The sequence below is a fragment of the Sphingobium sp. JS3065 genome, assembly GCF_026427355.1.
GTDB lineage: Bacteria > Pseudomonadota > Alphaproteobacteria > Sphingomonadales > Sphingomonadaceae > Sphingobium.
Genome location: NZ_CP102664.1, coordinates 3,081,785 through 3,106,713, shown reverse-complemented (window position 1 = coordinate 3,106,713; position 24,929 = coordinate 3,081,785). Strand labels below are relative to the sequence as shown.

General features: G+C 65.3%; 28 protein-coding genes and 1 pseudogene. 14 read left to right on the top strand and 15 right to left on the bottom strand.

Features of this window, described 5'->3' with window-relative positions; genetic code table 11:
• Nucleotides 1-133: 133 nt before the first annotated feature.
• Complete coding sequence (gene queF, locus NUH86_RS15245; RefSeq protein ID WP_267250280.1) at nt 134-607, bottom strand: preQ(1) synthase; 474 nt, start codon at nt 605-607, stop codon at nt 134-136.
• Nucleotides 608-691: 84 nt separating this feature from the next.
• Between queF and NUH86_RS15240 the strand changes: the two genes are divergently transcribed.
• The 6 genes from NUH86_RS15240 to NUH86_RS15215 all read left to right on the top strand — a co-directional run bounded on the left by NUH86_RS15240 (nt 692) and on the right by NUH86_RS15215 (nt 6,865).
• Nucleotides 692-1,849, top strand: coding sequence for a hypothetical protein (locus tag NUH86_RS15240; RefSeq protein WP_267250279.1), 1,158 nt, complete (start codon nt 692-694; stop codon nt 1,847-1,849).
• A 71-nt stretch (nt 1,850-1,920) separates the two neighbouring features.
• A complete protein-coding gene (locus NUH86_RS15235) occupies nt 1,921-2,769 on the top strand; it encodes a sulfurtransferase (RefSeq protein ID WP_267250278.1) in 849 nt (282 codons plus the stop codon).
• A complete protein-coding gene (gene metC, locus NUH86_RS15230; RefSeq protein WP_267250277.1) occupies nt 2,766-3,989 on the top strand; it encodes a cystathionine beta-lyase in 1,224 nt (407 codons plus the stop codon). Before NUH86_RS15235 ends, metC begins: the two co-directional genes overlap by 4 nt.
• Nucleotides 3,986-5,242: a mechanosensitive ion channel family protein gene (locus NUH86_RS15225; protein ID WP_267250276.1), complete on the top strand. Its 1,257-nt coding sequence runs from the start codon at nt 3,986-3,988 to the stop codon at nt 5,240-5,242. Before metC ends, NUH86_RS15225 begins: the two co-directional genes overlap by 4 nt.
• A gap of 254 nt (nt 5,243-5,496) precedes the next feature.
• The gene (locus NUH86_RS15220) at nt 5,497-6,252 is read left to right on the top strand and encodes a TorF family putative porin (RefSeq protein WP_267250275.1); all 756 of its coding nucleotides are present in this window, start codon (nt 5,497-5,499) and stop codon (nt 6,250-6,252) included.
• Nucleotides 6,253-6,355: 103 nt separating this feature from the next.
• On the top strand, nt 6,356-6,865 hold the full coding sequence (locus NUH86_RS15215; RefSeq protein ID WP_267250274.1) for a sterol desaturase family protein: 510 nt from the start codon (nt 6,356-6,358) through the stop codon (nt 6,863-6,865).
• Between the two features lie 175 nt (nt 6,866-7,040).
• On the opposite strand, the gene NUH86_RS15210 is transcribed toward NUH86_RS15215, so the two are convergent.
• From NUH86_RS15210 to coxB, 10 genes are all read right to left on the bottom strand, one after another.
• Nucleotides 7,041-7,910 (bottom strand): class I SAM-dependent methyltransferase, encoded by an 870-nt coding sequence (locus NUH86_RS15210; protein WP_267250273.1) that lies wholly within the window; start codon nt 7,908-7,910, stop codon nt 7,041-7,043.
• 2 nt (nt 7,911-7,912) lie between these two features.
• Entirely contained in the window at nt 7,913-9,313 is a 1,401-nt protein-coding gene (gene thrC, locus NUH86_RS15205) for a threonine synthase (protein WP_267250272.1), read from the bottom strand.
• Nucleotides 9,314-9,357: 44 nt separating this feature from the next.
• Complete coding sequence (locus NUH86_RS15200) at nt 9,358-9,984, bottom strand: SURF1 family cytochrome oxidase biogenesis protein (RefSeq protein WP_267250271.1); 627 nt, start codon at nt 9,982-9,984, stop codon at nt 9,358-9,360.
• Nucleotides 9,981-10,391 carry a DUF983 domain-containing protein gene (locus NUH86_RS15195; protein ID WP_267250270.1) on the bottom strand — a complete coding sequence of 137 codons (411 nt, stop codon included), beginning with the start codon at nt 10,389-10,391 and terminating at the stop codon, nt 9,981-9,983. The genes NUH86_RS15200 and NUH86_RS15195 overlap by 4 nt, the downstream gene beginning before the upstream one ends.
• A gap of 72 nt (nt 10,392-10,463) precedes the next feature.
• Entirely contained in the window at nt 10,464-11,294 is an 831-nt protein-coding gene (locus NUH86_RS15190) for a cytochrome c oxidase subunit 3 (RefSeq protein ID WP_267250269.1), read from the bottom strand.
• 36 nt (nt 11,295-11,330) lie between these two features.
• Entirely contained in the window at nt 11,331-11,906 is a 576-nt protein-coding gene (locus NUH86_RS15185; protein WP_267250268.1) for a cytochrome c oxidase assembly protein, read from the bottom strand.
• The gene (locus NUH86_RS15180) at nt 11,906-12,037 is read right to left on the bottom strand and encodes a hypothetical protein (protein ID WP_267250267.1); all 132 of its coding nucleotides are present in this window, start codon (nt 12,035-12,037) and stop codon (nt 11,906-11,908) included. Before NUH86_RS15180 ends, NUH86_RS15185 begins: the two co-directional genes overlap by 1 nt.
• The gene (locus NUH86_RS15175; protein WP_267250266.1) at nt 12,034-12,954 is read right to left on the bottom strand and encodes a heme o synthase; all 921 of its coding nucleotides are present in this window, start codon (nt 12,952-12,954) and stop codon (nt 12,034-12,036) included. The genes NUH86_RS15180 and NUH86_RS15175 overlap by 4 nt, the downstream gene beginning before the upstream one ends.
• 118 nt (nt 12,955-13,072) lie before the next feature.
• Nucleotides 13,073-14,740 carry a cytochrome c oxidase subunit I gene (gene ctaD, locus NUH86_RS15170; RefSeq protein WP_267250265.1) on the bottom strand — a complete coding sequence of 556 codons (1,668 nt, stop codon included), beginning with the start codon at nt 14,738-14,740 and terminating at the stop codon, nt 13,073-13,075.
• Nucleotides 14,741-14,758: 18 nt separating this feature from the next.
• A complete protein-coding gene (gene coxB / locus NUH86_RS15165; protein WP_267250264.1) occupies nt 14,759-15,772 on the bottom strand; it encodes a cytochrome c oxidase subunit II in 1,014 nt (337 codons plus the stop codon).
• Nucleotides 15,773-16,058: 286 nt separating this feature from the next.
• Here coxB and pyrE point away from each other — a divergent pair, with 286 nt between their 5' ends.
• The 5 genes from pyrE to NUH86_RS15140 are packed head-to-tail and all read left to right on the top strand — an operon-like array spanning nt 16,059 to nt 19,755.
• Nucleotides 16,059-16,640, top strand: a complete 582-nt coding sequence (gene pyrE, locus NUH86_RS15160) for an orotate phosphoribosyltransferase (RefSeq protein ID WP_267252160.1) — start codon at nt 16,059-16,061, stop codon at nt 16,638-16,640.
• Between the two features lie 5 nt (nt 16,641-16,645).
• Nucleotides 16,646-17,383 (top strand): pyridoxine 5'-phosphate synthase, encoded by a 738-nt coding sequence (locus NUH86_RS15155; RefSeq protein ID WP_267250263.1) that lies wholly within the window; start codon nt 16,646-16,648, stop codon nt 17,381-17,383.
• Nucleotides 17,380-17,781: a holo-ACP synthase gene (gene acpS, locus NUH86_RS15150; RefSeq protein WP_267250262.1), complete on the top strand. Its 402-nt coding sequence runs from the start codon at nt 17,380-17,382 to the stop codon at nt 17,779-17,781. Before NUH86_RS15155 ends, acpS begins: the two co-directional genes overlap by 4 nt.
• 28 nt (nt 17,782-17,809) lie before the next feature.
• Nucleotides 17,810-18,700, top strand: coding sequence for a signal peptidase I (gene lepB / locus NUH86_RS15145; protein WP_267250260.1), 891 nt, complete (start codon nt 17,810-17,812; stop codon nt 18,698-18,700).
• A 23-nt stretch (nt 18,701-18,723) separates the two neighbouring features.
• Nucleotides 18,724-19,755 (top strand): AI-2E family transporter, encoded by a 1,032-nt coding sequence (locus NUH86_RS15140; protein WP_267250259.1) that lies wholly within the window; start codon nt 18,724-18,726, stop codon nt 19,753-19,755.
• A gap of 72 nt (nt 19,756-19,827) precedes the next feature.
• Here NUH86_RS15140 and NUH86_RS15135 read toward each other — a convergent pair.
• Both NUH86_RS15135 and rpsU read right to left on the bottom strand, forming a co-directional pair.
• Nucleotides 19,828-20,391 (bottom strand): annotated as a pseudogene (locus NUH86_RS15135) (FKBP-type peptidyl-prolyl cis-trans isomerase).
• Nucleotides 20,392-20,475: 84 nt separating this feature from the next.
• Nucleotides 20,476-20,682, bottom strand: a complete 207-nt coding sequence (gene rpsU / locus NUH86_RS15130; protein WP_004208618.1) for a 30S ribosomal protein S21 — start codon at nt 20,680-20,682, stop codon at nt 20,476-20,478.
• A 225-nt stretch (nt 20,683-20,907) separates the two neighbouring features.
• Here rpsU and NUH86_RS15125 point away from each other — a divergent pair, with 225 nt between their 5' ends.
• From NUH86_RS15125 to NUH86_RS15115, 3 genes are all read left to right on the top strand, one after another.
• The gene (locus tag NUH86_RS15125) at nt 20,908-21,678 is read left to right on the top strand and encodes a class II aldolase/adducin family protein (protein WP_267250258.1); all 771 of its coding nucleotides are present in this window, start codon (nt 20,908-20,910) and stop codon (nt 21,676-21,678) included.
• A gap of 401 nt (nt 21,679-22,079) precedes the next feature.
• Nucleotides 22,080-22,394 carry a hypothetical protein gene (locus NUH86_RS15120; RefSeq protein ID WP_267252159.1) on the top strand — a complete coding sequence of 105 codons (315 nt, stop codon included), beginning with the start codon at nt 22,080-22,082 and terminating at the stop codon, nt 22,392-22,394.
• Between the two features lie 53 nt (nt 22,395-22,447).
• A complete protein-coding gene (locus NUH86_RS15115) occupies nt 22,448-22,912 on the top strand; it encodes a hemerythrin domain-containing protein (protein WP_267250257.1) in 465 nt (154 codons plus the stop codon).
• A gap of 48 nt (nt 22,913-22,960) precedes the next feature.
• Here NUH86_RS15115 and NUH86_RS15110 read toward each other — a convergent pair whose 3' ends face one another.
• Both NUH86_RS15110 and mgtE read right to left on the bottom strand, forming a co-directional pair.
• On the bottom strand, nt 22,961-23,359 hold the full coding sequence (locus tag NUH86_RS15110; RefSeq protein ID WP_267250256.1) for a DUF1489 family protein: 399 nt from the start codon (nt 23,357-23,359) through the stop codon (nt 22,961-22,963).
• Between the two features lie 40 nt (nt 23,360-23,399).
• Nucleotides 23,400-24,827 (bottom strand): magnesium transporter, encoded by a 1,428-nt coding sequence (gene mgtE, locus NUH86_RS15105; RefSeq protein WP_267250255.1) that lies wholly within the window; start codon nt 24,825-24,827, stop codon nt 23,400-23,402.
• Nucleotides 24,828-24,929: the final 102 nt, after the last annotated feature.

Here is a 24,929-nt window from a genome sequence, read left to right as displayed (position 1 = left end):
ATTGTTCGTTTGTCAAACAAATCGTCGTCATCCCAGCGGACGCTGGGATCTCAGGCCGCTATGCGATGATTTCGAACAAATCCCGCCACTCAACAAGAAGCCAGCGTTCGCTGGCATGACGATAAGGGCGAACCTAACCCCGTCCGCGATAGCCCGGTACATCCTGCGGCGGCAGCCAGAGGCCTGCGGGCGGTTCGCCGGATTGCCAGAACACGTCGATGGGAATGCCGCCACGCGGATACCAATAGCCCCCGATCCGCAGCCAGACCGGATTCATCTCCGCGAACAGGCGTTCCCCGATCCCGACCGTGCAATCCTCATGAAAGGCCGCATGGTTGCGGAACGACCCCAGGAACAGCTTCAGCGACTTGGATTCCACGATGGTCGCGGCGGGGGCGTAATCGATCACCAGATGCGCGAAATCCGGCTGGCCCGTCACCGGACAGAGCGAGGTGAATTCCGGCGCGGTGAAGCGCACCAGATAGGGTTTGCCCGGTCGGGGATTGGGCACATAGTCCAGCACGGCATCCTCGGGACGCGACGGGAGGGCGCTGGCCTGGCCCAGATGAATCGGAGAGGGTTGGAGCGGAGTCGGCGTATCAGTCATGGGCAGGCCATCTACGCGATTGCACGCCATATGTCATCGTCGCCCCTCTCTTGCCTTTCGTTCATGGCGGGTTCACTGGAGCTTATGCCTTGGCTGCGCCTCATGGGGTTCCGTTTCTCGTTTCTGTTCGCCGCGCCGATGCTGCTGGCCGCGCCCGTCCTTGCCCAGCAGGAAAATGGCGCGGAGCCGGTGTTCAACCTGCCGCGCAGCCAGCCCCAGACGCCCACGGACAGGCAAGGCCCGGAACTCGACGTCTTTCGCGGCGCGCCCGCGACGGTGACGCCGCCGCCGGTCGTCGCTCCGACGATCCAGGTGCCGCCGCCCGTCACGCCCGCGCCGCAGCCTGCGCCCCAGCCGTCGCGATCCCGCCCGGCGGAGGTCCGGCCCGCGCCCCAACCCACACCGCCAGCGAGCGATCAGACCAACGAAACCACGCCAGCGCCGCAGGTGGTGGAGAGCCAGCCCCCCATACCCGCCGAGAGCAACGCCAGCGCCGTTCCCGAAGCGGTGCCGCTGGCGCCTGCGGAGGAACCCGCCTCCCGCTGGCCGTGGATCGCCGCCGCAGCCGCGGGCGCCGTCATGCTGACCGGCGCTTTCCTCTGGCTTCGCCGCCGCAAACCGGAAGAGGTCGAGGAATCCTATGAAGAAACCGAACCCGCGCGGCCTGCACCCGCGCAACCCAAGGCGACCCCCGTCCCGCCGCCAGCCTCCGGCAAGCCCGAACCGGGGGACCGTCCCTGGCTCGACATCAGCATGGAGGTCCAGGCGGCGCGCCTGACACTGATGGGCGCGACCATCGGCTATGCGCTGACGGTTCATAATCGGGGCGAGCGGACGGCGGAGGATATTCTGGTCCGCAGCCTGATCGCCAATGCCGACGCGCAGCAACAGGCGCTGTTCCAGCAATTTTTCGCGGGCGAAACCGGCCTGCCCGTCCATTCCATCGTTTCCATCGCGCCGGGCGGGACGCAGACGCTGACCGGCGAGATGCGTTTGGACGCGCAGGCCATCGAAGCGATCCGGATGGGCCAGCGCGCCCTGCTGATCCCGATCATCGCCTTCGATGCACAATATCGCTGGGCCGGGGAGAGCGAAGGCATCGGACGCACTGGCCGCGCCTTCATCGTGGGCGAGGAGCAGTCGCCGCAGGTCGAGCGCCTCTCCCCCTTCCGCCTCGACCTGGGGCCGCGCCAATATCGTGCGCCGGGCAGCCGGGCTACCGCGCTGTCCCTTGCCAGCTAGGGTCAATCGGCCCTTTCCACTGCCGACCGACGCCCCTAAAAAGGAGGCAAGCGCAAAGGAAAAGGCTGCACATGGAGATATTGGTATCCACCGACTGGCTTGCCGGGGAAATCGGCAAACCGGACCTCAGGATCGTCGACGCCAGCCTTTTCCTGCCCGGCACGCCCCGCGATCCCAAGACGGAGTTCGAAGCCGCCCATATCCCTGGCGCGGCGTTCCTCGACCTTCCCACACTGGCCGATCCGGACGATCCGCGCCCCGGCATGTTGCCGACCGACGCCTTCATGACGGAGCGCTGCCGGGCGCTGGGCATCGATGCGGACAGCCGCATCGTCGTCTACGACAACAGCCCGACCCACAGCGCCGCGCGCGGCTGGTGGATGATGCGCCTCTACGGCGTGGGCAAGGGCGCGGCGATGCTGGACGGCGGCCTGCCCAAATGGCTGGCGGAGGGGCGGCCCGTGGAAAGCGGCATGCCCAGGCCCGCGCCCGGCAATGCGGTTGCGAAACGGGCCGCAGGGCAGGTCCGGACCAAGGAAGAGCTTCTCGCCAATCTGGAAAGCCGGGCAGAACAGGTGCTGGACGCACGCGGCGCGCCGCGCTTCACCGGGGAGGAAAAGGAACCCCGCCCCGGCATGGCGTCGGGCCATATCCCGCACAGCCGCAACATCCCCTCGTCCGCCTTCTACCATGCCGACAACAGCATGAAGCGGGGAGAGGAACTTCGCCGCCTCTTCCTGGATGCCGGGACCGATTTCGACCGTCCCATCATCACCAGTTGCGGCAGCGGCGTCACGGCGGCGATCATCCTTGCGGGGCTGGAACTGATCGGCAAGACCGACGTCACCCTCTATGACGGAAGCTGGTCCGAATGGGGGCTGGACCCCGCCACGCCGAAGGAAACCGGCCCCGCAGCATGAGCCAGAATTCCGATAAGCGAGGGAGCCGCAAGCCCCTCACCCACCTCGCGCAGGCGGGCCGCAAGCCCGAATGGACCGGCATGCCCGGCCAGCCCGGCGGCATCGTCAGCCCGCCCGTCTGGCGCGCATCGACCATCCTCTATGACGATGTCGCGCATCTGCGCAGCGCGGCGGGGCGCAGCACCCACGAACGCCTCTTCTACGGCCGCAAGGGCACGCCGACCGCATGGAGCCTGGCCGACGCCCTCACCGAAATGGAGCCGGGCGCGGAGGGCACGATGCTCTATCCCTCCGGCGTCGCGGCCATCGCCTGCGCGCTGATGGCGGTGCTGAAGCCCGGCGACCAATTGCTGATGGTGGACAGCGCCTATGACCCGACCCGCAATTTCTGCGAACTGATGCTGCGCCCGCTGGGCATAGAGACGGTCTATTACGACCCGACCGTCGGCGCGGGCATAGCGGACCTGATCACCGACGCCACCCGCGCCATCTTCCTGGAAAGCCCCGGCAGCCTGACCTTCGAGGTGCAGGACGTTCCGGCCATCACCGCCCTGGCGCGGGAAAGGGGCATCGCGACCCTGATCGACAATACCTGGGCCACGCCCTATTTCTTCCAGGCGCTGGCACACAATGTCGACATCAGCATTCTCGCCTGCACCAAATATATTGTCGGCCATAGCGACGTGATGATGGGATCGGTGACGGCCACCCCGGCCTTCTTCCCGAAAATCCGTCAGGCCGCCCATCTGTTCGGCCAGATGACCAGCCCCGACGACGCCTGGCTGGCGGCGCGGGGCCTGCGCACATTGGGCGTGCGGCTGAACCAGCATCAGGCGAGCGCGCTCCGGATCGCGATATGGCTGTCGCAGCAGCCCGATGTCGCCCGCGTCCTCCACCCGGCCCTGCCCTCCTGCCCCGGCCACGACCTCTGGCGACGCGACTTCACCGGCTCCAGCGGGTTGTTCAGCTTTGTCCTGAAGGGCGGTGACGAAAAATCCCGCGCCGCGCTGATCGACGGCCTGGACCATTTCGGCATCGGCTATAGCTGGGGCGGCTTCGAAAGCCTTGCGCTGCCGGTCGACCCCGCCCGTTACCGCACAGCCACCGCATGGCAGGCCAAAGGCCCCGCCGTCCGCCTGCAAATCGGCCTGGAAGACCCCGACGACCTGATCGCCGATCTCGACGCAGGCCTTGCCCGTTTCCGGGCGGCGCGCGGATGATGCCGGGATTGCCCGAGTTGCTGTCGCGGCTGCCGGGCGATCCCGCCATCGTCCATCCGCTGATCGCGCTGGCGCTGGCCGTCGCCCTCTATCTGGTCGCGGGCGCCTTCTCCCGCTTCGCCTCGCCGCGCCTGCGCCGCCGCTTCCGCGGCTTGGGCGAAGCGCTGGCGGGCCATCTGCGCCCGATCCTGCGCCATATCATCGCCGCCAGCCTGATGACCGTCGCCGTCACCTTCTGGCCGGTCGGGGATTTCGCCCATTTGATTCTGGGCGCGGCGCTTGCCCTGTCGCTGTCGCTGCTTGCCGTGCATATCCTGCGCAGCCTCGCCATCGCGCGCCTCGCCGTCCTGCCCATCGCCCTGCTGCTCTTCGTCATGGTCCTTTCAGGCAGCAGCGGCGGCTTCGCCCCGGTGGCCGACATGCTGGACGGCGTGGGCCTCGACCTGGGCAAGCGGCGCGTCACCCTGCTCGGCCTGGTCAGCATGGCCGCCATCTGTGTCGCGCTCTTCGCCCTGGTGCGCCTTGCCAACCGCATCGTCGGGCGCAGCATCGCCCGCACCCATGGCCTGGACGCCACGCAGAAGCTGCTGGCGCAGAAACTGGCCGCCATCGCCGTGGTCGTCGCGGCCTTCTTCATCGGCGTCGATCTGCTCGGCATAGACCTGACCGCCTTCGCGGTCTTTTCCGGCGCGCTGGGGCTGGCGGTCGGCTTTGGCCTGCAAAAGACCTTCGGCAATCTGATCGCCGGGATCATCCTGCTGATGGACCGGTCGATCAAGCCGGGCGACGTGATCGTCGTGGGCGACAGCTTCGGCTGGGTGAACAAGATCGGCGTGCGCGCCGTCTCCGTCATCACCCGCGACGGCAAGGAACATCTGATCCCGAACGAGAACCTGATGACGCAGGAGGTGGAGAACTGGTCCTATTCCGACCGCAACGTCCGCGTCCGCATCCCCGTTGGCATCGGCTATGACAGCAACCTGAAGCTGGCGCAGGAACTGATGCTGCGCGCCGCGCAGGAAAGCCCTCGCGTGCTGCGCAGTCCCAAGCCCAATGTGTGGCTGACCGCCTTTGGCGAAAACCGCGTCGAACATGACATATTGGTCTGGATCAGCGATCCGGAAAGCGGGGTCGGCAATGTGAAGTCCGACGTCCTCGGCCGGTTGTGGCTGCTGTTCCGCGAACATGGCGTCACCATCCCCTATCCGCAGCGCGTCATCCACGCGCCCCGCGACGTTACGCCGCCGCAATAGGCCTTTTCTCGCGACAATTATGGCGAAAATCGCGCAAGACGCTGCGCAGCGCCACAATCACGCCTGATTTTGTTGCAGACCAGCAACATTAGAGAAGCAAACTACACGCTACGGCAATAAAATCTTGTGCACCGCAACCGGGGAAGGCATTTCGTCACCCGTTGAGGCAATCCGGTCCATCCCGCGCAGGGCGACAAGAGACCGGGGACCATGACGCAGGCGGGACGATCGCAGAACCATTAAGGGGATACTCAATGCGTAAGTCCATTCTCGGCCTTTCGGCTGTTGCTCTTGCCGCGCTCTCCGCGCCGGCCTTCGCCCAGGACGAACCCACTCCTGAACTGACCGTCACCGGCAATGCGGCTGTCGTCACCGACTATCGCTTCCGCGGCATTTCGCAGACCGACAAGCGCTTCGCGCTGCAGGGCGGCATTACCGTGACCCATGCGTCGGGCTTCTATGTCTCGACCTGGGGCAGCTCGATCGACGATTATGTCGCTGCCGGCAGCGACCAGGAACTGGACCTGATCGCAGGCTATTCCAAGACCGTCGGCGCGGCCACCTTCGACGTCGGCGTGCTCTATTACTACTATCCCGGTTCGGGCGGCGGCAACACCGACTTCGTTGAGCCCTATGCCTCGGTCAAGGGCACTTTCGGCCCGGCGACCGCCAAGCTGAGCGCTGCCTACGCCCCCAAGGCGAAGGCCCTGTCCGTCGGCAACGGCAAGGAAGACAATCTCTACGTTGCGGGCGACCTGTCGGCCAGCATCCCGAACACCCCGCTGGGCGTATCGGCGCATCTGGGCCACAGCTTCGGTCCCAGCTATCTGGTTCCCGTGGGCAAGGGCTATACCGACTGGAGCGTCGGCGCGACCTACACCTGGAGCCATCTGACCTTCGGCGTCAGCTATGTCGATACCGACACGCATTTCAGGCCCAATGCCGGCGTAGGCAACTTCCGCGATGCGGCGAGGGGCGGCGTGGTCGGTTCGGTCACCGCGTCCTTCTGATCGCCTGAAAAAGTCACGAAGGGGGCCGCGATCCATTGGGTCGCGGCCTTTTTCTTGTCCTTTGCGGGTCGCCTGAGCGCGGGCCTCGTTCTATACGGGCTGCATGACCGCCTTTCCGCTCGCCCTGATCTTCCTCGCCACGGTCGCCGCGATGGAGGGTTTCGCCTATGTCATGCACCGCTGGGTCATGCACGGGCCGGGCTGGTTCCTGCATGCCAGCCATCACCGCCCGCGCACTGGCCGGTGGGAAGCGAACGACCTTTATTTCGTGATCTTCGCCATGCCCTCTATCCTGCTGCTGCTGGGCGGCGTGCAATGGCAGTGGGGCGATTGGGCGACGGCGGTCGGCGCGGGCGTGGCAGCCTATGGCGCCATCTATCTCGGCTTCCACGACATCATCGTGCATCGCCGTGTCGCGCACCGATATGTCCCGCGCTCCGCCTATATGAAGCGGATCGTCCAGGCCCACCGCCTGCACCATGTGGTGGAGAGCAAGCAGGGCTGCGTCAGCTTCGGCTTCCTCGTGGCGCCCCCGCCGGAAGCGTTGAAGCGCGAACTTGCGGCGAATGGCAAGGCTGGGCTGCGCGCGGCCAAGGGGGGGTTGGAGGGCTGAAAGGGGTGGGAAGCGGACGTTCAGTTTCCGTTCGGGCTGAGCGAAGTCGAAGGGCTTCCATGCTTCGCCTCCGCTCAGCAGAGCCCTTCGACTTCGCTCAGGGCGAACGGATATCTAATGTCCGCCATTGGCCAAAACCAGCCGCCATTTCAGTAACCGGGCAGCCCTGAAAACCTCAGCGGCTCCATCGCGCCCAGATCGCGGTCGGCAGCATCAACCCGCGTGCTTCTTCGCGCACTGTCAGTTCGCCTGCTTCCACCGTGCCGGGCAGATCGGCAAAGGCCTGTTTCAGCAATTCCTCGATCGCCAGTGCCGACATCCGGACCGCATAGACGGTCAGGAACAGGAACCGGCTGTCCGCATCCAGCAACTGCCGGCAATGGGCGATAAGCTCCGGCAAATCCTCTTCCAGCCGCCAGACCTCGCCATCCGGCCCACGTCCATATTTGGGCGGATCGAGCAATATGCCGTCATAGCGCCGTCCGCGCCGCACTTCCCGCGCCACGAACTTGGCCGCGTCGTCGACGATCCAGCGGACCGGGCGGTCCTCCAGCGACGACAGCGCGGCATTGGCCCGCGCCTGCGCCACCGATTTCTTGGAGGCGTCGACATGCACCATCTGCGCGCCCGCCGCCGCCATCGCCAGCGTGCCGACGCCGGTATAGCCGAACAGGTTCATGACCTGCGCCTGATCCTTGTCCGCGATCTTGCCGCGCATCCAGTCCCAGACCGGCGCCATGTCGGGAAAGAAACCCAGATGGCGGAAGGGAGTGCAACTGGCCTGGAACGTCACTTCGTTCCAGTGCAGCGGCCAGCCTTCGGCCGGGACGGGGCGTTCATAGAACCAGCGACCGCCGCCTTCCTCGTCGGAACCGGGGATGAATTCGCCGTCGGCCTGCCAGTCGTCCTGCGCGGGCGCCCACATCGCCTGCGGCTCCGGCCGGATGAAGCGGTAACGGCCATAGCGTTCCAGCTTTCGTCCATGGCCCGAATCGATCAGGCCATAATCGGCCCAAGGTTCGCCAGTGAGGGTCTGGAGGTTCACCCTCAACCCCTCGGCGTCGCCCGCTCCGCGACATAGGCGGTGACCGCTTCGAAGGTGCCGGGCAGCTTGGCATAGGCCTCTTCCCGCGCGAACAGGTCGCCCACGCGCGAGGGCAGCGAAGGGCGCATGCCCGTCGCGCGCTCGACCGCCGTGGGGAACTTGGCCGCATGCGCCGTCGCCAGCGTGACCACCGGCACCGCCGGGTCGAGATCGATCGACCGCGCCGCCGCCAGCCCCACCGCGCTATGCGGATCGATCACCTGCCCCGCCGCGTCATAGGCCCAGCGCATCGCCATGGTCATGGCGTCCGCATCGACCCGCGCCGAGGTGAAGAGGGCCGAGGCCCCCTCCCGCTGCGCATTGGTGAGGCGCATCGCCTTGCTCGCCTCGAACCCCTTCATCTGTTCGGCCAGCGCTGCGCCGTCGCGCCCGCCCGCGTCGAACAGCAGCCGCTCGAAATTGGAGCTGACCTGGATGTCCATGCTGGGGGTCGCGGTCGCCACCACCTGGCCCTGGCTGTAATCGCCCTCGGCCAGGGCGCGGTGCAGGATGTCGTTGACGTTGGTCGCGACCATCAGCTTCGCGACGGGCAGGCCCATCTTCGTGGCGACATAGCCCGCGAACACGTCGCCGAAATTGCCGGTGGGGACGGAGAAGGCGATGGCCCGGTCCGGCGCGCCCAGGCGGACGGCGGCGTAGAAATAATAGACGACCTGCGCCATCAGCCGCGCCCAGTTGATGCTGTTCACCGCCGACAGGTTGAAGCGGCGCGCAAAGGCCGCATCGTTGAACATCGCCTTCACCAGCGCCTGCGCGTCGTCGAAGCTGCCGTCGATGGCGATGTTGTAGACGTTGGGCGCCAGCACCGTGGTCATCTGGCGGCGTTGGACGTCCGACACGCGGCCTTCGGGGTGCAGCATGAAGATGTCGATCTTCTCGCGGCCCGCGACGGCGTCGATCGCCGCCGAACCGGTGTCGCCGGAGGTCGCGCCGACGATGGTGAGGTGATCGTCCCGCCGCGACAAGAAGCGTTCGAACAACTGGCCTAGCAGTTGCAGCGCCACGTCCTTGAACGCCAGCGTGGGGCCGTGAAACAGTTCGAGCAACCAGTGCCGGTGATCGAGTTGGACCAGCGGCGTCACCGCGTCATGGCTGAACCGGCCATAGGCGGCGGTGCACAGATCGCGCAGTTCCTCCTCGCTGAGCGACCCGGCGACGAAGGGCGCCATGACCCGCACCGCCGTTTCGACATAGGACAGGCCCGCAAGCGCGCGAATATCCTCCGCGGAAAAGCTGGGCCAGCTTTCCGGCAGATAGAGTCCGCCGTCGGACGCCAGCCCTGCCAGCGTCACATCCTCGAACCCGAGCGCGGGCGCGCTTCCCCTGGTGCTCACATAATGCATGATGGGGTAGCCCGGTAGCGCTGGACGCGCCTTCGGGCAAGCTTTTAAGGTCGTGGCGTCCGTCTGCGCAGGGCGAGCAGGTAGATGATCGCCGCGATGGCGGCGAAGAAGAACCACTGGACGGCGTAGGCCAGATGGTTGTTGGGCACGTCGGCGGCGGTCGGCGGCGCCAGCGGTTTCAGGCCCGGCACAGCCTCCCCGGCGATCAGCATAGGGCGCAGGGGCATGGCCTTGCCGCCGATCCGCGACAGGAACGAGCGGTGATCCGGCTCCTCCCCGATCCACCCGCGCATCTGACCGCCCTGCCATTGGGGCTTGGCATCCGGGGTCCGGGCCACGCCCGCCGCCACCAGCAGGCCGGGGCCTTCCGCGCCCGTCGCGCATTCGGCGATATAGCGGTAGCCGACCGATCCGTCGGCGGCGCGCCCGGCTTCGCTGTGCCAGCGGACCACGCGGAGGCAATGGGCCGAGGAGCGGCGGAACAGAAGCTCGGGCGGCACGGGCGGATAGGCGGGGAAGGCGACGGAGGGCTTGGCTGGGTTGGCGGCGACCAGGACCAGCGTCGCTTCCTTTTCGGCGCGGCGTTGGAGTTGCCAGACGCCCAGGCCGATCATCACCAGCACCGCCGCCGCGACGATCAGCGTCGGGATAAGGGGCAGGCGCCGGGTCATGCTTCGCGATCCTTTGCGATGAGCCGCCCCTCGCGCGCCTTGTTATGATATTCGAGGATCAGCAGCGCGCCCTTTGCCACGCGCAGGCTGCCGATCACGGCGGCGACCGTCAGCGGTGTCCAGAGCAGGAGGTGCAGCCAGAGCGGCGGGTGGACCTTCAGTTCCAAGATCAGCGCCATCGCCACCATCAGCGCGCCGATGATCAGCGTAAGGAAGGCGGCGGGGCCATCCCCGACATTGAACTGGCCATAGTCCAGCCCGCAGGAGCGGCAGGACGCGGCAAAGCGTACCGGGCCGGAAAACAGGGTTTTTGCGCCGCATCGCGGACAAGCGCCGGTCGCCGCGCCGATCAGCAGGGGCTGTGGCGCAGGAGGATGAGGATCGGGGGCGGACATGGCGTCAGGCATAATGCCCGCCGCCGAAAAAGAAAACGGCCGGAACAGGTCCGGCCGTTTTTCCTGAATTCATCGGCGGAAGGATCAACCGCCGTGCATCGGCGCGCCCCAGCCGCCCCAGACATAGATGGCGACGAAGAGGAACAGCCACACCACGTCGACGAAATGCCAGTACCAGGCAGCGGCTTCGAAACCGAAATGCTGGCGGGGGGTGAAATCGCCCCTATGCGCGCGGATCAGGTTCACGATCAGGAAGATCGTGCCGACCAGGACGTGGAAGCCGTGGAAGCCGGTCGCCATGTAGAAGGCCGAGCTGTAGGGGCTGCCGCCGAACGGGAAGGGCGCATGGGCATATTCATAGGCCTGGATCGCCGAGAAGAGCGCGCCCAGGATGACCGTCAGCGTCAGCCCCTTCTTCAGCCCATCGCGGTCGCCATGGATCAGCGCGTGGTGCGCCCAGGTCACGGTGGTGCCGGAGCAGAGCAGGATCAGCGTGTTGAGCAGCGGCAGTTCGAAGGCGTTCATCACCTCTATGCCCTTCGACGGGAACATCCCCTCGATCGGCGCCAACTGGCTGGGGAAGAGCGAGAAGTCGAAGAAGGACCAGAACCAGCCCACGAAGAACATGACTTCCGATGCGATGAACAGGATCATGCCGTAGCGCAGGTGGAGTTGAACCACCGGCGTATGGTCGCCGGCATGGGCTTCGGTAATGACATTGGCCCACCAGCTATACATGGTGAACAGCACGCCCGCGAGGCCGACCAGGAAAACCCAGCCGCCGCCGGCCGGCGTGGCATCGGGATGCATCCACATGATCGCGCCGAAAGCCATGACCAGCACCGACATGGAGCCGAAAAAGGGCCAGATGCTGGGCGGAAGAATATGATAATCGTGGTTCTTGGCGCCTGCCATGACGTTTCTCATCCCCGTTCGCGTTATGATTGTGCCTTAGCTTGGCTTCTTGTCCTGCTCAACAGGATAGAAGGTGTAGCTGAGCGTGATTTCCTGCGTGTCCTTATTGTCGGCATCCGTCAATATCTTCGGATCGACAAAATAGATCACTGGCATGCGCATCTGCTGTCCCGGCTGAAGCGTTTGCTGGGTGAAGCAGAAGCACTGGATCTTGGTGAAATAGACGCCCGCCTGGGTCGGCGTGACGTTGAAGCTGGCGGTGCCGGTGACCGGCTTGTCCGACATGTTTTTCGCGACGAAGATCGCCATGTTGCGCGCGCCGATCGTCACCGTCTGGGTATGGCGTTCGGGATAGAATTGCCACGGCATGCCCGGCGTCACATTGGAATCGAAGCGGATCGACATGCGGTGCCCCGCCGCCTCGCTGACCTGCACATCGGCGGAGGCGCGCTGCGTCGTGCCGCCGAAACCGGTCTGCTCGCAGAAAAGCCGGTAGAGCGGCACGGAGGCGAAGCCCAGGCCCAGCATGGCGAGGCCCACGCCCGCCATGCCGATCATGGTCCGCCGGTTGCGGCGATCCCGGTCGAAGGGGGAAGGGGGAAGGCTGGCCATCACTGCCCGCCGCCGATCTTGGCGATGGTGATCGCGTAGAAAAGGATGACCAGCGCGGCCAGCAGCAGCCCGGTCACGATGGTCCGGGATTTCTGCCGGGCACGGATCTGCCTGTCTTCGTCCGGAGTCATGCGAACACCCACCGGTCGACGACCACCGCAGCAAAGAGCAGGAACAGATAGAGGATCGAATATTTGAACAGCCGCCGTTCGGGCGCCATGCGGGCGGGGTCGCTTTCCCGTCGGCGCAGCACCTGGAAGGCCATGGCGACGAACAGCGCCGTGCCGAGCAGGGCCGTCGTGCCGTAGATTGGGCCGGTCAGGCGCAACAGCACCGGCGCCATGGCGGCGACCGCCATGACCGCGGTGTAGAACCAGATCTGGCGGCGCGTCGCCACCTCGCCGGAGACGACCGGCAGCATGGGAATGCCCGCGGCGGCATAATCCGTCTTCACGAACAGGGCGAGCGCCCAGAAATGCGGCGGCGTCCAGAAGAAGATCAGCATGAACAGCGCCACCGGCAAGGCGCTGACGTCGCCCGTCACCGCCGCCCAGCCGATGACCGGGGGAAAGGCGCCCGCTGCGCCGCCGATCACGATATTCTGCGCGGTCCGGGGCTTGAGCCAGATGGTGTAGACGAAGACGTAGAAGAGGATCGACACGGCCAGCACGGCCGCCGCCAGCCAATTGGTCGCGACGCCCATCAGCAGCACGGAGAAGAAGGACAGCCCGACCCCGAAATGCAGCGCGGACTGGCGATCCATCCGGCCCGCGGGCAGCGGGCGGTTGGCCGTGCGCTTCATCTTCGCGTCGATATCCGCCTCATACCATTGGTTGAGCGTGGCCGCCGCGCCCGCGCCGAGCGCGATGCACAGAATCGCCGTGAAGGCCAGAACCGGATGGATATGACCCGGCGCCGCAAGCAGACCGCAAAGCCCGGTAAAGACGACCAGCGTCATCACCCTGGGCTTGGTCAGCGCGACGAAGTCCCGCCAATGCGCGGGAATCACGGGAACCGTACCTTCGGACATGAACGGCGAACTTGCCATAGTCTCCTCATGCGGCAACCCGGCACGATGGCCGCGCCGGGATCGCCTAGCTTCCAGAATTGGCGGCCTTTACGCCAATCCGGGCGTCCCGACAAACCGGAACGCCCCCTGGCCACGATCAGTCGATGACCGGCAGCGTTTCGAACTGGTGGAAGGGCGGCGGGCTGGACAGCGTCCATTCCAGCGTCGTCGCGCCTTCGCCCCAGGGATTGCCCTCCGCCTTCTTTCCGGCGACCAGCGACCAGATGAGGTTGACGAAGAAGATCAGCATGCCGGCGGCCATGATCTCATAGCCGTGGCTGGCGACCTTGTTCCAATAGGCGAAGGCTTCCGGATAGTCGGGGTAGCGGCGCGGCATGCCCGACAGGCCCAGGAAGTGCATCGGGAAGAACAGCAGGTTCACGCCGGCGAAGAACACCCAGAAGTGCAGATGGCCGAGGAATTCGTTGTACATCCGGCCCGACATCTTCGGGAACCAGTAGTAGAAGCCCGCGAACAGGCCGAACACCGCGCCCAGCGAGAGCACATAGTGGAAGTGCGCCACCACATAATAAGTGTCGTGCAGCACGTCGTCGACGCCGCCATTGGCCAGCACCACGCCGGTGACGCCGCCCACGGTGAACAGGAAGATGAAGCCCAGCGCCCAGACCATCGGCGTCTTGAAGCTGATCGAACCGCCCCAGATCGTCGCGATCCAGGAGAAGATCTTGATGCCGGTCGGCACCGCGATGACCATGGTGGCGGCGGTGAAGTACATCTTCACGTTCACCGACATGCCGGTGGTGAACATGTGGTGCGCCCAGACGACGAAGCCGACCACGCCGATCGCGACCATGGCATAGGCCATGCCGAGATAGCCGAAGACAGGCTTGCGGCTGAAGGTCGAGATGATCTGGCTGACGATGCCGAAGCCCGGCAGGATCATGATGTACACTTCAGGATGGCCGAAGAACCAGAAGAGATGCTGGTACAGTTCGGGGTCGCCACCGCCGGCGGCATCGTAGAAGGTGGTGCCGAAATTGCGGTCAGTCAGCAGCATGGTGATCGCGGCGGCAAGCACGGGAAGCGCGAGCAGCAGCAGGAAGGCGGTGACCAGCACCGACCAGACGAACAGCGGCATCTTGTGCAGGGTCATGCCCGGCGCGCGCATGTTAAGGATGGTGGTGATGAAGTTGATCGCGCCCAGGATCGAGCTGACGCCCGCGACGTGGAGCGACAGGATCGCCATGTCGACCGCCGGACCCGCGGAACCACTGGTCGAGAGCGGTGCGTAGACCGTCCAACCGGTGCCCGCGCCGTTGCCGGTGCCGCCAGGGAAGAAGGTGGAGCCGAGTAGCAGGGCGAAAGCGGGGACGATCAGCCAGAAGCTGATATTGTTCATCCGCGGGAAGGCCATGTCCGGCGCGCCGATCATGATCGGCACGAACCAGTTGCCGAAGCCGCCGATCATCGCGGGCATCACCATGAAGAAGACCATGATGAGGCCGTGGGCGGTGATCAGCACGTTCCAGAGGTGATAGGCCTGGTCCAGCGTGGCGCTGGGCCCGTCGCTATATTGCGCCCAGGCCTGGAGATACTGGATGCCCGGCTGCGCCAGTTCGGCGCGCATCAGGCCCGAAATCGCACCGCCGATGATGCCGGCGACGATCGCGAAGATCAGATAGAGGGTGCCGATATCCTTGTGGTTGGTCGACATGAACCAGCGCTGGAAGAAGGCCGGCTTGTGGTCGGCGTCATGATGCTCATGCACATGATCGCCGTGATGATCTGCGGTAATGGTGGTCATGGCGTCTATGCCCTTACATCAAAGCTTGGCGGCAGGTGCGGCGGCTGGCGCGGGCGCCTCGGCCGTGGTCGCGGCGGCGGCGCCCTTCAGCGTGCCGCCCTGCGACAGCAGCCACTGTTCGAACTGCGCGGGTTCCAGAGCCTCGATCGCGATCGGCATGAAGCCGTGGCGCGCGCCGCAAAGTTCCGAACACTGGCCGTAATAGACGCCCGGCTTCTCTATGGTGAAGCTCTTTTCATTGAGGCGGCCCGGCACCGCGTCCATCTTCACCCAGAGCGAAGGAACCGCGAAGCTGTGGATGACGTCCGCGCCGGTGATGATCAGCTTGATCGGACGGCCGACCGGCAGGACCAGGCGATTGTCGGGCGCGAGCAGATAAGGTTCGCCATTCGCCTCCGCCTTGTCCTTGGGCAGCATGTTGGAGACGAATTCCGGAATGCCGTTGTCGGGATATTCATAGCCCCAATACCATTGATAGCCGGTGACCTTGACGGTCAGCGCATCCTTGGGCGCGGGCCTGTACTGATCCGCGAGCAGGCCGATGGAGGGCACCGCGATCGCCAGCAGGATCACCACCGGCACCACGGTCCAGATCACCTCTATCACCGTGTTGTGCGAGGTCTTCGACGGCGTCGGATTGGCGCTGCGGCGGAAGCGGACCATCACGTAGAGCATCAGGATCAGCACGAAGATCGAGATGATGGTGATGATCGGCAGCAGCAGCACGTCATGCAGCCAGCGGGCCGTATGGCCGGTGGGCGAGAACTGCTTTTGAAGGGTGATTTCACCCGGCATCGGCATGCCGATTCCCGGCGTGGGCTTCATCCGCGGCGGCGCAGCCACCTTGGCGGCGGGCGCTGCCTCTGCGGCGGGCGCCGCTGCGTTGCTGGCCGAATCGGCGGCCGCCGCTTCATTCCCGGCAGCCGGCGCCGCGATCGCGGCATTTTCCTGGGCCAGTGCCGAACCGTTCAGCGCGAGCGTGGGCGCAAAAGCCAACAACCCGGCGAGAACGAGCGATTTCACCTTGTTCATAAGCGTCTTCTTACCCCGTAACCCCTTGGCGCCGCTGCAACGAAGACACACGCTTGCACGTTCCCCGCCCGTATCGGTCAGCCGCGGCTTATAAGCATCTTTTTTTACGCCTCAAGGTTCCACAACCAGATTTTCTTCGCTGTTGCAACGCCTAGTTGGTGAGCCTATCTCGCTCCCCGCGCACAACTGCGCAACATGGGGCGCGATCATGGGGTGACCCATGACGGGAAAGGCATGCCGCATGGCGCCCAAGCGGGCGGCATGGGCGAATGGATCGAAGACACGGATGACCGACGAGGAAGTATTAGCGGAATTCAGGGCTGCAGGCGCGTTGCTGGAGGGGCATTTCATTCTGTCCTCGGGCCGCCGCAGCGCCAATTACCTCCAATGCGCGCGCGTGCTGATGAATGCGGAGCGCGCCGGGCGGCTGGCCCGCGCCATCGTGCAGCAGCTGCCGCGAGAATTGCGGCAGGACATCGACCTGGTGGTGTCCCCTGCCATGGGCGGCCTGATCATCGGCCATGAAGTCGGCCGCGCCCTGGACAAGGACGCGGTGTTCCTGGAACGCCCGGAAGGCACGTTCGAGCTGCGCCGCGGCTTCGCCATCGCGCCGGGGCAGAAGGTGCTGATGGTCGAGGATGTCGTGACCACCGGCCTTTCATCCCGCCAGGCGATCGAGGCGGTCGAGGCGGAGGGCGGCATCGTCGTCGCCGAAGTCGCGCTGGTCGACCGTTCGGCGGGCGGGGTGGAGTTGGGCGTGCCCTTCTACCCGCTCGTCAGCATCAATTTCCCGGTCTACGAAGCCGACCAGATTCCGCCCGAACTGGCGGAGATCCCGGCGATCAAGCCCGGCAGCCGGAAGCAGTAAACATCATGCCCCACTCCCCCGCCTTTCTGCGCCTGGGCGTCAACATCGATCATGTGGCGACCATCCGCAACGCGCGCGGGGGAGCGCATCCCGACCCGGTCAAGGCCGCGCTGCTGGCGGTCAAGGCCGGGGCCGACGGCATCACCGCCCATCTGCGCGAGGACCGGCGGCATATCCGCGACGAGGATATCGCCACGCTGATGGCGGCGCTGAACGTGCCGCTGAATCTGGAAATGGCGGCGACGCAGGAAATGCTGGGCATCGCGCTCAAGCATCGGCCGCACGCCGCCTGCATCGTGCCGGAAAAGCGCGAGGAGCGGACGACCGAAGGCGGCCTGGACGCGGCCGGGCAGATCGAAGCGTTGCGGCCGATCGTCGGCGCGCTGAATGAAGCGGGCGTGCGCGTCAGCCTGTTCATCGAGCCTGACGCGGCGCAGATCGAGGCGGCGATTCGCCTGGGCGCGCCGGTGGTCGAACTGCACACCGGCCGCTATGCCCATCTGGAGGGGTCGGCGCGGGCCGAGGAACTGCGCCGGCTGGCCGACGGGGCGGCGCTGGCGGCGAAGAACGGCATAGAACCGCATGCGGGCCATGGCCTCACCTTCGACAATGTCGGGCCGGTCGCCGCCATTCCCCAGATAGCGGAACTCAATATCGGCCATTTCCTGATCGGCGAGGCGATCTTCGACGGACTGGAGGGCAGCATCCGGGAGATGCGCCGCCAGATGGACCTGGCGCGTTGATCGTCGGGCTTGGTTCCGACCTCTGCAATATCGAGCGGATCCAGAATTCGCTCGACCGTTTCGGCGAGCGATTCGAGAAGCGGGTTTTCACCGATGTCGAGCAGGTCAAGGCCAATCGCCGCCCCTTCACCAAGGCGGGCACCCTCGCCAAACGGTTCGCCGCCAAGGAGGCCTTTTCCAAGGCCGTCGGCACCGGGTTCAAGAGGGGCGTGTTCATGAAGGACATCGGCGTCGTCAACGCCCCCAGCGGCGCGCCGACGCTGGCGCTGACGGGGGGTGCGCTGGCGCGGCTGGAAGCGCTGGTCCCGGCGGGGCATCGGCCCATCGTCCACCTGACGCTGACCGATGACCATCCCTGGGCGCAGGCCTTTGTCATCATCGAAGCCGTGCCGCTATAGGCACGGCATTCCAGCCGGAAACCCTCCTATGACGGCAGCCGACATGAGCGAAAACGAATCCGCCCCTTCCGAACAGCCGACCCCGGCATCCGAACCGGGAAAGAGGTCGGTGAACTGGTGGCAGGAGGCGAAGAGCATCATCCTGCTGATCCTGGCGGTGCTGGCATTCCACAGCTTCGTCGCCAAGCCCTTCTACATTCCCAGCGAATCGATGATGCCGGTGCTGCTGAAGGGCGACCGGCTGGTGGTCAGCAAATATCCCTATGGCTGGTCCTATGTCTCCCCCAGCTTCCATCCGCTGCCTTTTCTGGAAGGGCGGGTTTTCGGGAGCCTGCCGGAGCGCGGCGACATCGTCATCGTATCCCCCCAGAACAAGCGGGAGGATTATATCAAGCGGATCATCGGCCTGCCGGGCGACATAGTGGAGGTGCGCGGCGGCCAGGTCGTGCTGAACGGCGTGCCCGTGCCGCAGAAGGTGCTGAAGCCCATCCGCATCCCCGTCGACGGCAACGCCCCCTGCCCGCCCATGCAGTTTCCCGGCGCGCTGGTGACGGACGCGAGCGGCCAAAGCTGGTGCGAACTGCCCGCGCGGCAGGAAGTGCTGCCCAACGGCAAGAGCTATGTCACCATCGACATGGGGCCGAGCACGCTCGACTGGTACGGGCCGGTGCGGATTCCGGCGAATCACGTCTTCCTGATGGGCGACAATCGCGACAACAGCGCCGACAGCCGCGCGCCGCTGGAGGAAAACGGGTTGGGCGGACCGGTGCCGTGGGAAGCCATTGGCGGCCGGGCGGAGTTCATCACCTTCTCGCTCGACGGCGATTCGTCGTGGAACCCGTTGAGCTGGCTGCATGCCTTCCGCGGCGGGCGGGCAGGGAACAGCCTGCGTCCGGCGAGCGTTACTCCGCCGAAATAAGCTTTTCAGGATAGGGGCTTGGCTTGAGCGGGACGAAAATCCACATCGAGGAACCCGGCCCCAGCGAATGGCGCAGCCCGCTGGTCCAGCATGAGAGCAAGCGGGCGGGCGTGTGGTTCGCCATGGGCATCGCCGTCGCGCTGGTCGTGCTGCTGGCCCAGCCGATCATGCTGATCATGGGTGCGCTGGTGCTGGCGACGATGATGGACGGCGGCGCGCGGCTGTTGGGCAGGATGTTGCCGATCGGGCGGGGCTGGCGGTTGGCCATCATATTGATGGCCGCGCAGGCACAGGCGATGCGGGTGATTATCGAGACGCAGATCAATCGGATCGGCCAGTGGTTGCAGCAACTGGGCATCACCACCACGCCGGGGGATTTCAAGAGCCTGGCGCAGCAGGCGATGAATTCGCTGGGCCGGGTGACGGCGGCGGTCGGGACCATGGTAGGCGCGATCACCAGCGGCGTCATGATGCTGGTGCTGGCCATCTTCATCGCGATCGAACCCAAGCTGTATGAACGGGGCGTCGCCTGGATGCTGCCGATGGACAAGCGGGGGCGTTTCTACAGCATCGCCGACAAGATGGGCTGGACGCTGCGCCGGCTGATGTTCGGGCGGTTGATCGGCATGGCGGTGGAGGGGGTGGGTACATGGCTGCTGCTATGGGCGGGCGGCGTGCCTATGGCGGGGCTGCTGGGCATATTGACCGGGCTGTTCGCCTTCCTGCCCAACATCGGATCGATCATTTCGGGCGTGCTGATCGTGCTGGTCGGCTTTTCCGCCGGGGCCGATGCGGGCTTCTATGCCTTTGGCGTCTATCTGGTGGTGCAGATCGTCGACGGCTATCTGATCGTGCCGATGGTCGCCAAGCGGGCCACGGACCTGGCGCCTGCTCTGGTGTTGGCGGCGCAAATCCTGTTCGGCGGGCTGTTCGGCATCATGGGGCTGTTTCTGGCCGACCCGATCGTCGCGATGATCAAGGTCTGGCTGGAAGAACGGTCGAAGGCGCTGGAGGCGGAGAATGACAGGAGTGCCGCCGTACCGGTGGTGGGATGAACCAATCCAGCCCCACAAGAAAAAGGGCCGGGAAATCCCCGACCCTCATTCGCTTTTCGACTGCGGCCGGACTTAGTTGCCCGGCATGCCCTGCGGCATTCCGCCCTGCTGCTGCATCATCTGCTGCATGCGCATGATGTCCGACTTGGACTTGAAATCATGCAACTGGACGTCGAACACCAGCACCGAATTGGCCGGGATCGGGCCTGCGGCCTGATCGCCATAGCCAAGCTAGGCCGGAATCCACAGGCGGTACTTGCCGCCCTTCTTCATCTTCTGCAGGCCTTCGGAGAAGCCGGGAACCACGCCATCCACCGGCATGGCGGTCTGCGGATTCTCATCGAACACCGTGCCGTCCAGCAACGTGCCCTTATAACCCACCAGCGCCACGTCGGCCGGGGTCGGGCTGGGGCCGGAGCCTTCCTCCAGCACCTTGTACTGCAGGCCCGATTCGGTCGTCACCACGCCTTCTTCGCCACCGTTATGCACCAGGAAGCTGGCGGGCGAGGGTTCCACGCCCTGCTGCCCGGCCCAGGCCAGGCCGCCAGCCGCCAGGGCCACCGCGACGATTCCCACCCAGAGGCGCGTCAACGACCCCTTGGCGATAGGACGAAGGGGAACGGCGGTGGTCGACATGCGCTATGCCTCGCAAATTGGTGCGGGTGATGTTTTCAGCGGAAGAACGGGACGATCAGCCGACCGTCCCGGAAACGGCGATCCTTAACGGACGCCGTCGCGCTCAGCGCGCTTGCGCTCCAGCTTGCGGGCGCGGCGCACGGCGGCAGCCTTTTCGCGGGCGCGCTTTTCCGAGGGCTTCTCATAATGACGGCGCAGCTTCATCTCGCGATACACGCCCTCACGCTGCAGCTTCTTCTTGAGCGCGCGCAGGGCCTGGTCGACATTGTTGTCGCGAACGATGATTTGCATAAGCCAGTCAAACTCCAGTCGAAAACGGAAGGATCGCCAGGAAAACAAAACCCTTCCCGACGGGCCGCCCGAATGAAATAGCGGTGAGTCGCCGCAGGTCACCCTGCGCCGTGTGGGGCGCGCCCTATCAGCAGAGTCGCGCAAATTCAACCCAAAAGCCGTTTTTCTCGACAGAGGCGCGGGATGGGCAGATAGTCGCCCCTATAAACAAGGAGGAGGATCGCCATGGCAACAGCCGCCAGGACCACCGGCAAACGCCCCGACATGTCGGCTTCGGAATGGGCCGCGCGCCGGCAACTCGCCGCATGTTACCGCATATTCGACCATCTGGGCTGGTCGGAACTGATCTACAACCATATCACCCTGCGCGTGCCGGAGGAAGAAAACGCCTTCCTGATCAATCCTTTCGGCCTTCTCTACAGCGAAGTGACCGCGTCGAACCTGGTCAAGATCGACATTGACGGCCATGTGCTGGACGGCAGCCCCTATCCGGTCAACCGCGCCGGCTTCACCCAGCACGGCCTGTTCCACCGCCACCTGCCCGACGCGCATTGCATCATCCATACCCACACCACCGCGGGCATGGCCGTCAGCGCCACGCGGGAGGGGCTGACGCCCACCAATTTCTACGCCGCCGCCTTCATCGGCCGAATCGCCTATCATGATTTCGAAGGCGTCACGATCCGTCCCGAAGAGGGCGAGAGGCTGATCGCTCATCTGGGCGACCGCCGCATCATGATGCTGCGCAACCACGGCACGCTGGTCATGGCGAAGTCCCTGCCGGAAGCGTTCCTGACCCAATGGCTGCTCCAGCGCGCCTGCGAGATTCAGGTGGCGACGGGCGCGGCCGGAACGCCGGTGGACATCCCGCCGGAGGTCATCGCCGTGCACCAGCGCGACCTGAGCGGCGTGCAATTGCCGGTCGGCCCCGGCGTGCCGGATTTCGAGGCGATGGTCCGGCTGATCGACCGCATCGATTCAAGCTGGCGGGATTGAGGCTGCATCGTCCTTCAGCGTTGGGCTTGGATGAATTTGGCGCTTGCCGGATGGGTTGGGTGGAAGGCCGACATCGCCAATCCTCCCCATCGAGAGATGGGGGGAGGGGGACCAACCGCAGGCTGGTGGTGGGGAAAGGGGCACGACCTCCGAAACTTCCCCTCCACCATTCGCTTTGCGAACGGTCCCCCTCCCCACGCTTCGCGCAGGGAGGATTTCAGCGTCCGCTTCGGGCCATTTCCCGGCTTTTCGATTTGTAGACGCGGCCCACGTGCGATTTTTCCGCGAGTCATCCGCATTTTGCCGTTGATCGGCGCAACCGTTCATGTTTTCCTTGGGCCTGCACTGGGAAAGAGGCGAAATTTTTGGCGACGAAGTGGAATGATGACGCATCGCACCGCATGGGCCATGCCCGGCGGATGAGTACGCATCTGGCTGCCGCCCTGATCGTCTTTTGCCTGCTTCAGATTTTCATCGTCGCCAAGATGGGCGGATCGCTGCTGCTGCATCTGGGCATCATCATCGCGATCGGCGGCTTTGCCGTCGCGGCGCGGGGGCTAGAGCGGCGGTGGGAAATGTTCGACCGGAGCGGCCTGTCATCCCACGGCCTGGACCTGCGCTTCCGCCGTGATCTGGTGCAGCTCTGGTCCGCCAGCGTCGTCGGCGGGCTGCTCTGGATTCCGGTCGCGATCATCTTCCGCGCTCTGTTCGGCTGAACCCAAACCCGCGGTCCGTCGTTGTTCCTTCCTGACGAGAAGGAGCAACCCCCATGGCCGACACCAGCATCTTCGACCGACTGAAGCAGGATCACGACGCGCATCGCCAATTGTTCGACAAGATGGCCGATGCGCAGGACGAGCCCGACCGGCTGGAAAAGCTGTTCGAACAATTCAGGGTCGAAGTGACGGCCCATGCGGCGGCGGAGGAGGAGACGCTCTACGCCACCATGCTGGCGCGGCCGGACCTGCGCGAAGACGCGCAGCACAGCGTGTCGGAGCATAAGGAAATCGACGATTATCTGGAGGAGCTGGAGGACGCCCCCTTCAACGGGGAGGAATGGCGCCGGATCTTCGCCGATATGAAGAAGCGCTATCTCCACCATATCGAAGAGGAAGAGGAGGAGATGTTCCCCGATGCGGCGAAGGAATTGAGCGCGGAGGAAGAGGAGAAGCTGGCGTCCCTGTTCGCCCGGCGCAAACCGGCGGAAATCCAGAGAGCGGAGGGGGCTGATTAACGCCGCCGCACCCGCTGCCCGCTCTATCGGAACATGGCGCAACGGGGCTCACAACAACCCCAGCCGCGACAATTTCCCCAGCAATTCAGGCGACATCGCGTCCAGATCATTGGCCTCGCCCGAGTCCAGATCGGGCGGCGCATCCTTGTCTTCCAGATAGCGCCAGCCCTGATGCGCGCGCTTGGGCAGTGCGCGGACCGGGATCAGGCGCGGCTCCAGCCTGATCCAGTAACGGCCCTGCCCCGTTTCCTCAAAGCCCCATATCGGGCTGCGTCCGACCAGTTGATGGCCGTGAATCCAGAAGAGCGAACCGCCCGCCAGTTCCTCCAGCCGCTTGGGCAGATAGCGGGTGGTGAGGCGCGCCTCCTCCGCATGGCTTTCCAGCCAGGCGCGGAGCGTGGCGGGGCTTTCGCTTCGGAAAGCGATCTTGGTGAGGTGGAGCGGCATGGTTTGAAGATGGGCCGTGACCGGCGGAGGTCAAGACCCGCTACAGGCCCCAGACCGTGGCCAGGCCCAGGAAGGAGAAGAAACCCATCACGTCCGTCATCGTCGTCACGAACACGGCGGAGGACACGGCCGGATCGACATTCATCCGGTCCAGCGTCACCGGCACCAATATGCCCGCCAGCCCCGCCACCAGATTGTTGATCAGCATGGCGAGCGCGATGACGATGCCAAGGTCGTGATTGCCGTAGATCAGCCCGACAGCGACGCCAATCAATATGCCCAGCGCCGTACCGTTGGCGCTGGCGATGCGGAATTCGCGGACGATCTGGCGGATGGTGTTGGAACTGGTGAGCTGGTTGGTGGCAAGGGCGCGCACGGCGACCGCCATGGTCTGCGTCCCCGCATTGCCGCCCATGCCCGACACGATCGGCATCAGGACGGCAAGCACCACATATTTGGAGATGGTCGCCTGGAACAGCCCGACCACCGACGCCGCCAGGATCGCCGTGCCCAGATTGACCACCAGCCACTGGAGGCGCGTGCGCACCGTTTCCAGGATCGGCTGGTTGATGTCGCCCTCGCCCGCGCCGGACAGGCGGAGTATGTCCTCGCCCGCTTCCTCGGAGATGATGTGGACGATGTCGTCGACCGTGATCATGCCGACCAGCCGTCCGCTGGCGTCCACCACGGCGGCGGAGATCAGCGCATATTTCTGGAAGCGCAATGCGACCTCTTCCTGATCCATGTCGACCGGGATCAGCGTCTGTTCGCGCTTCATCAGGTCCGCCATGGCGACGCTGCGCGGGCAGGTCAGCACCCAGCTTAGCTGGCAGGTGCCGATCGGCTTGTGCGCTTCGTCGACGACGAAGATTTCCCAGAAATCCGTCGTCAGGTCGGACATGTCGCGCAGATAGTCGATCACCTGCCCGACCGTCATATGTTCCGGCACCGCGACCAGATCGCGCTGCATCAGGCGGCCGGCGGATTCCTCCGGGTAGGAGAGCGCGCTTTGGATGGCGGCGCGGTCTTCCGGCTCCATCGCGTCGAGGACGGCCTGCTGGTCGGCCTCCTCCATATCCTCGATGATGGCGACGGCGTCGTCGGTGTCGAGTTCGGCGGCGAATTCGGCCACCTGTTCGGGCAGCAGCGCGTCGAGCAGGTCGTCGCGGACATAGTCGTTGAGTTCGGACAGAACCTCCGCGCCGACCAGGTCGCCCAGCGCGGCCGCCACCTCGCCGCGCCGTTCGGACGGGGTGAGTTCCAGAAGATCGGCAATGTCGGCGGGGTGCAGCGGCGAGACCAGTTCGCGCGCCCGGTCGCGGTCGTCCGCCTCCACCGCGTCCAGCACGGCGGAGACGAATTCGCCCTTCAGCCGGTCATCCTCGTCATGGCGGGATTCGGCCTGTTCAGCGGCGATATCGCCCAGTTCGTCCGGCCGGGGTTCGGCCGTATCGGCTCGTTCGCTCATCGCGTCCCCTACTGTCCGGTTCCTGTAACATCTGCCCGCTTTTGCCGATGCCCGTCATAATTGCAATGCCCCAAGGCGCTTCCATCCCGGCCTTAACGCTTT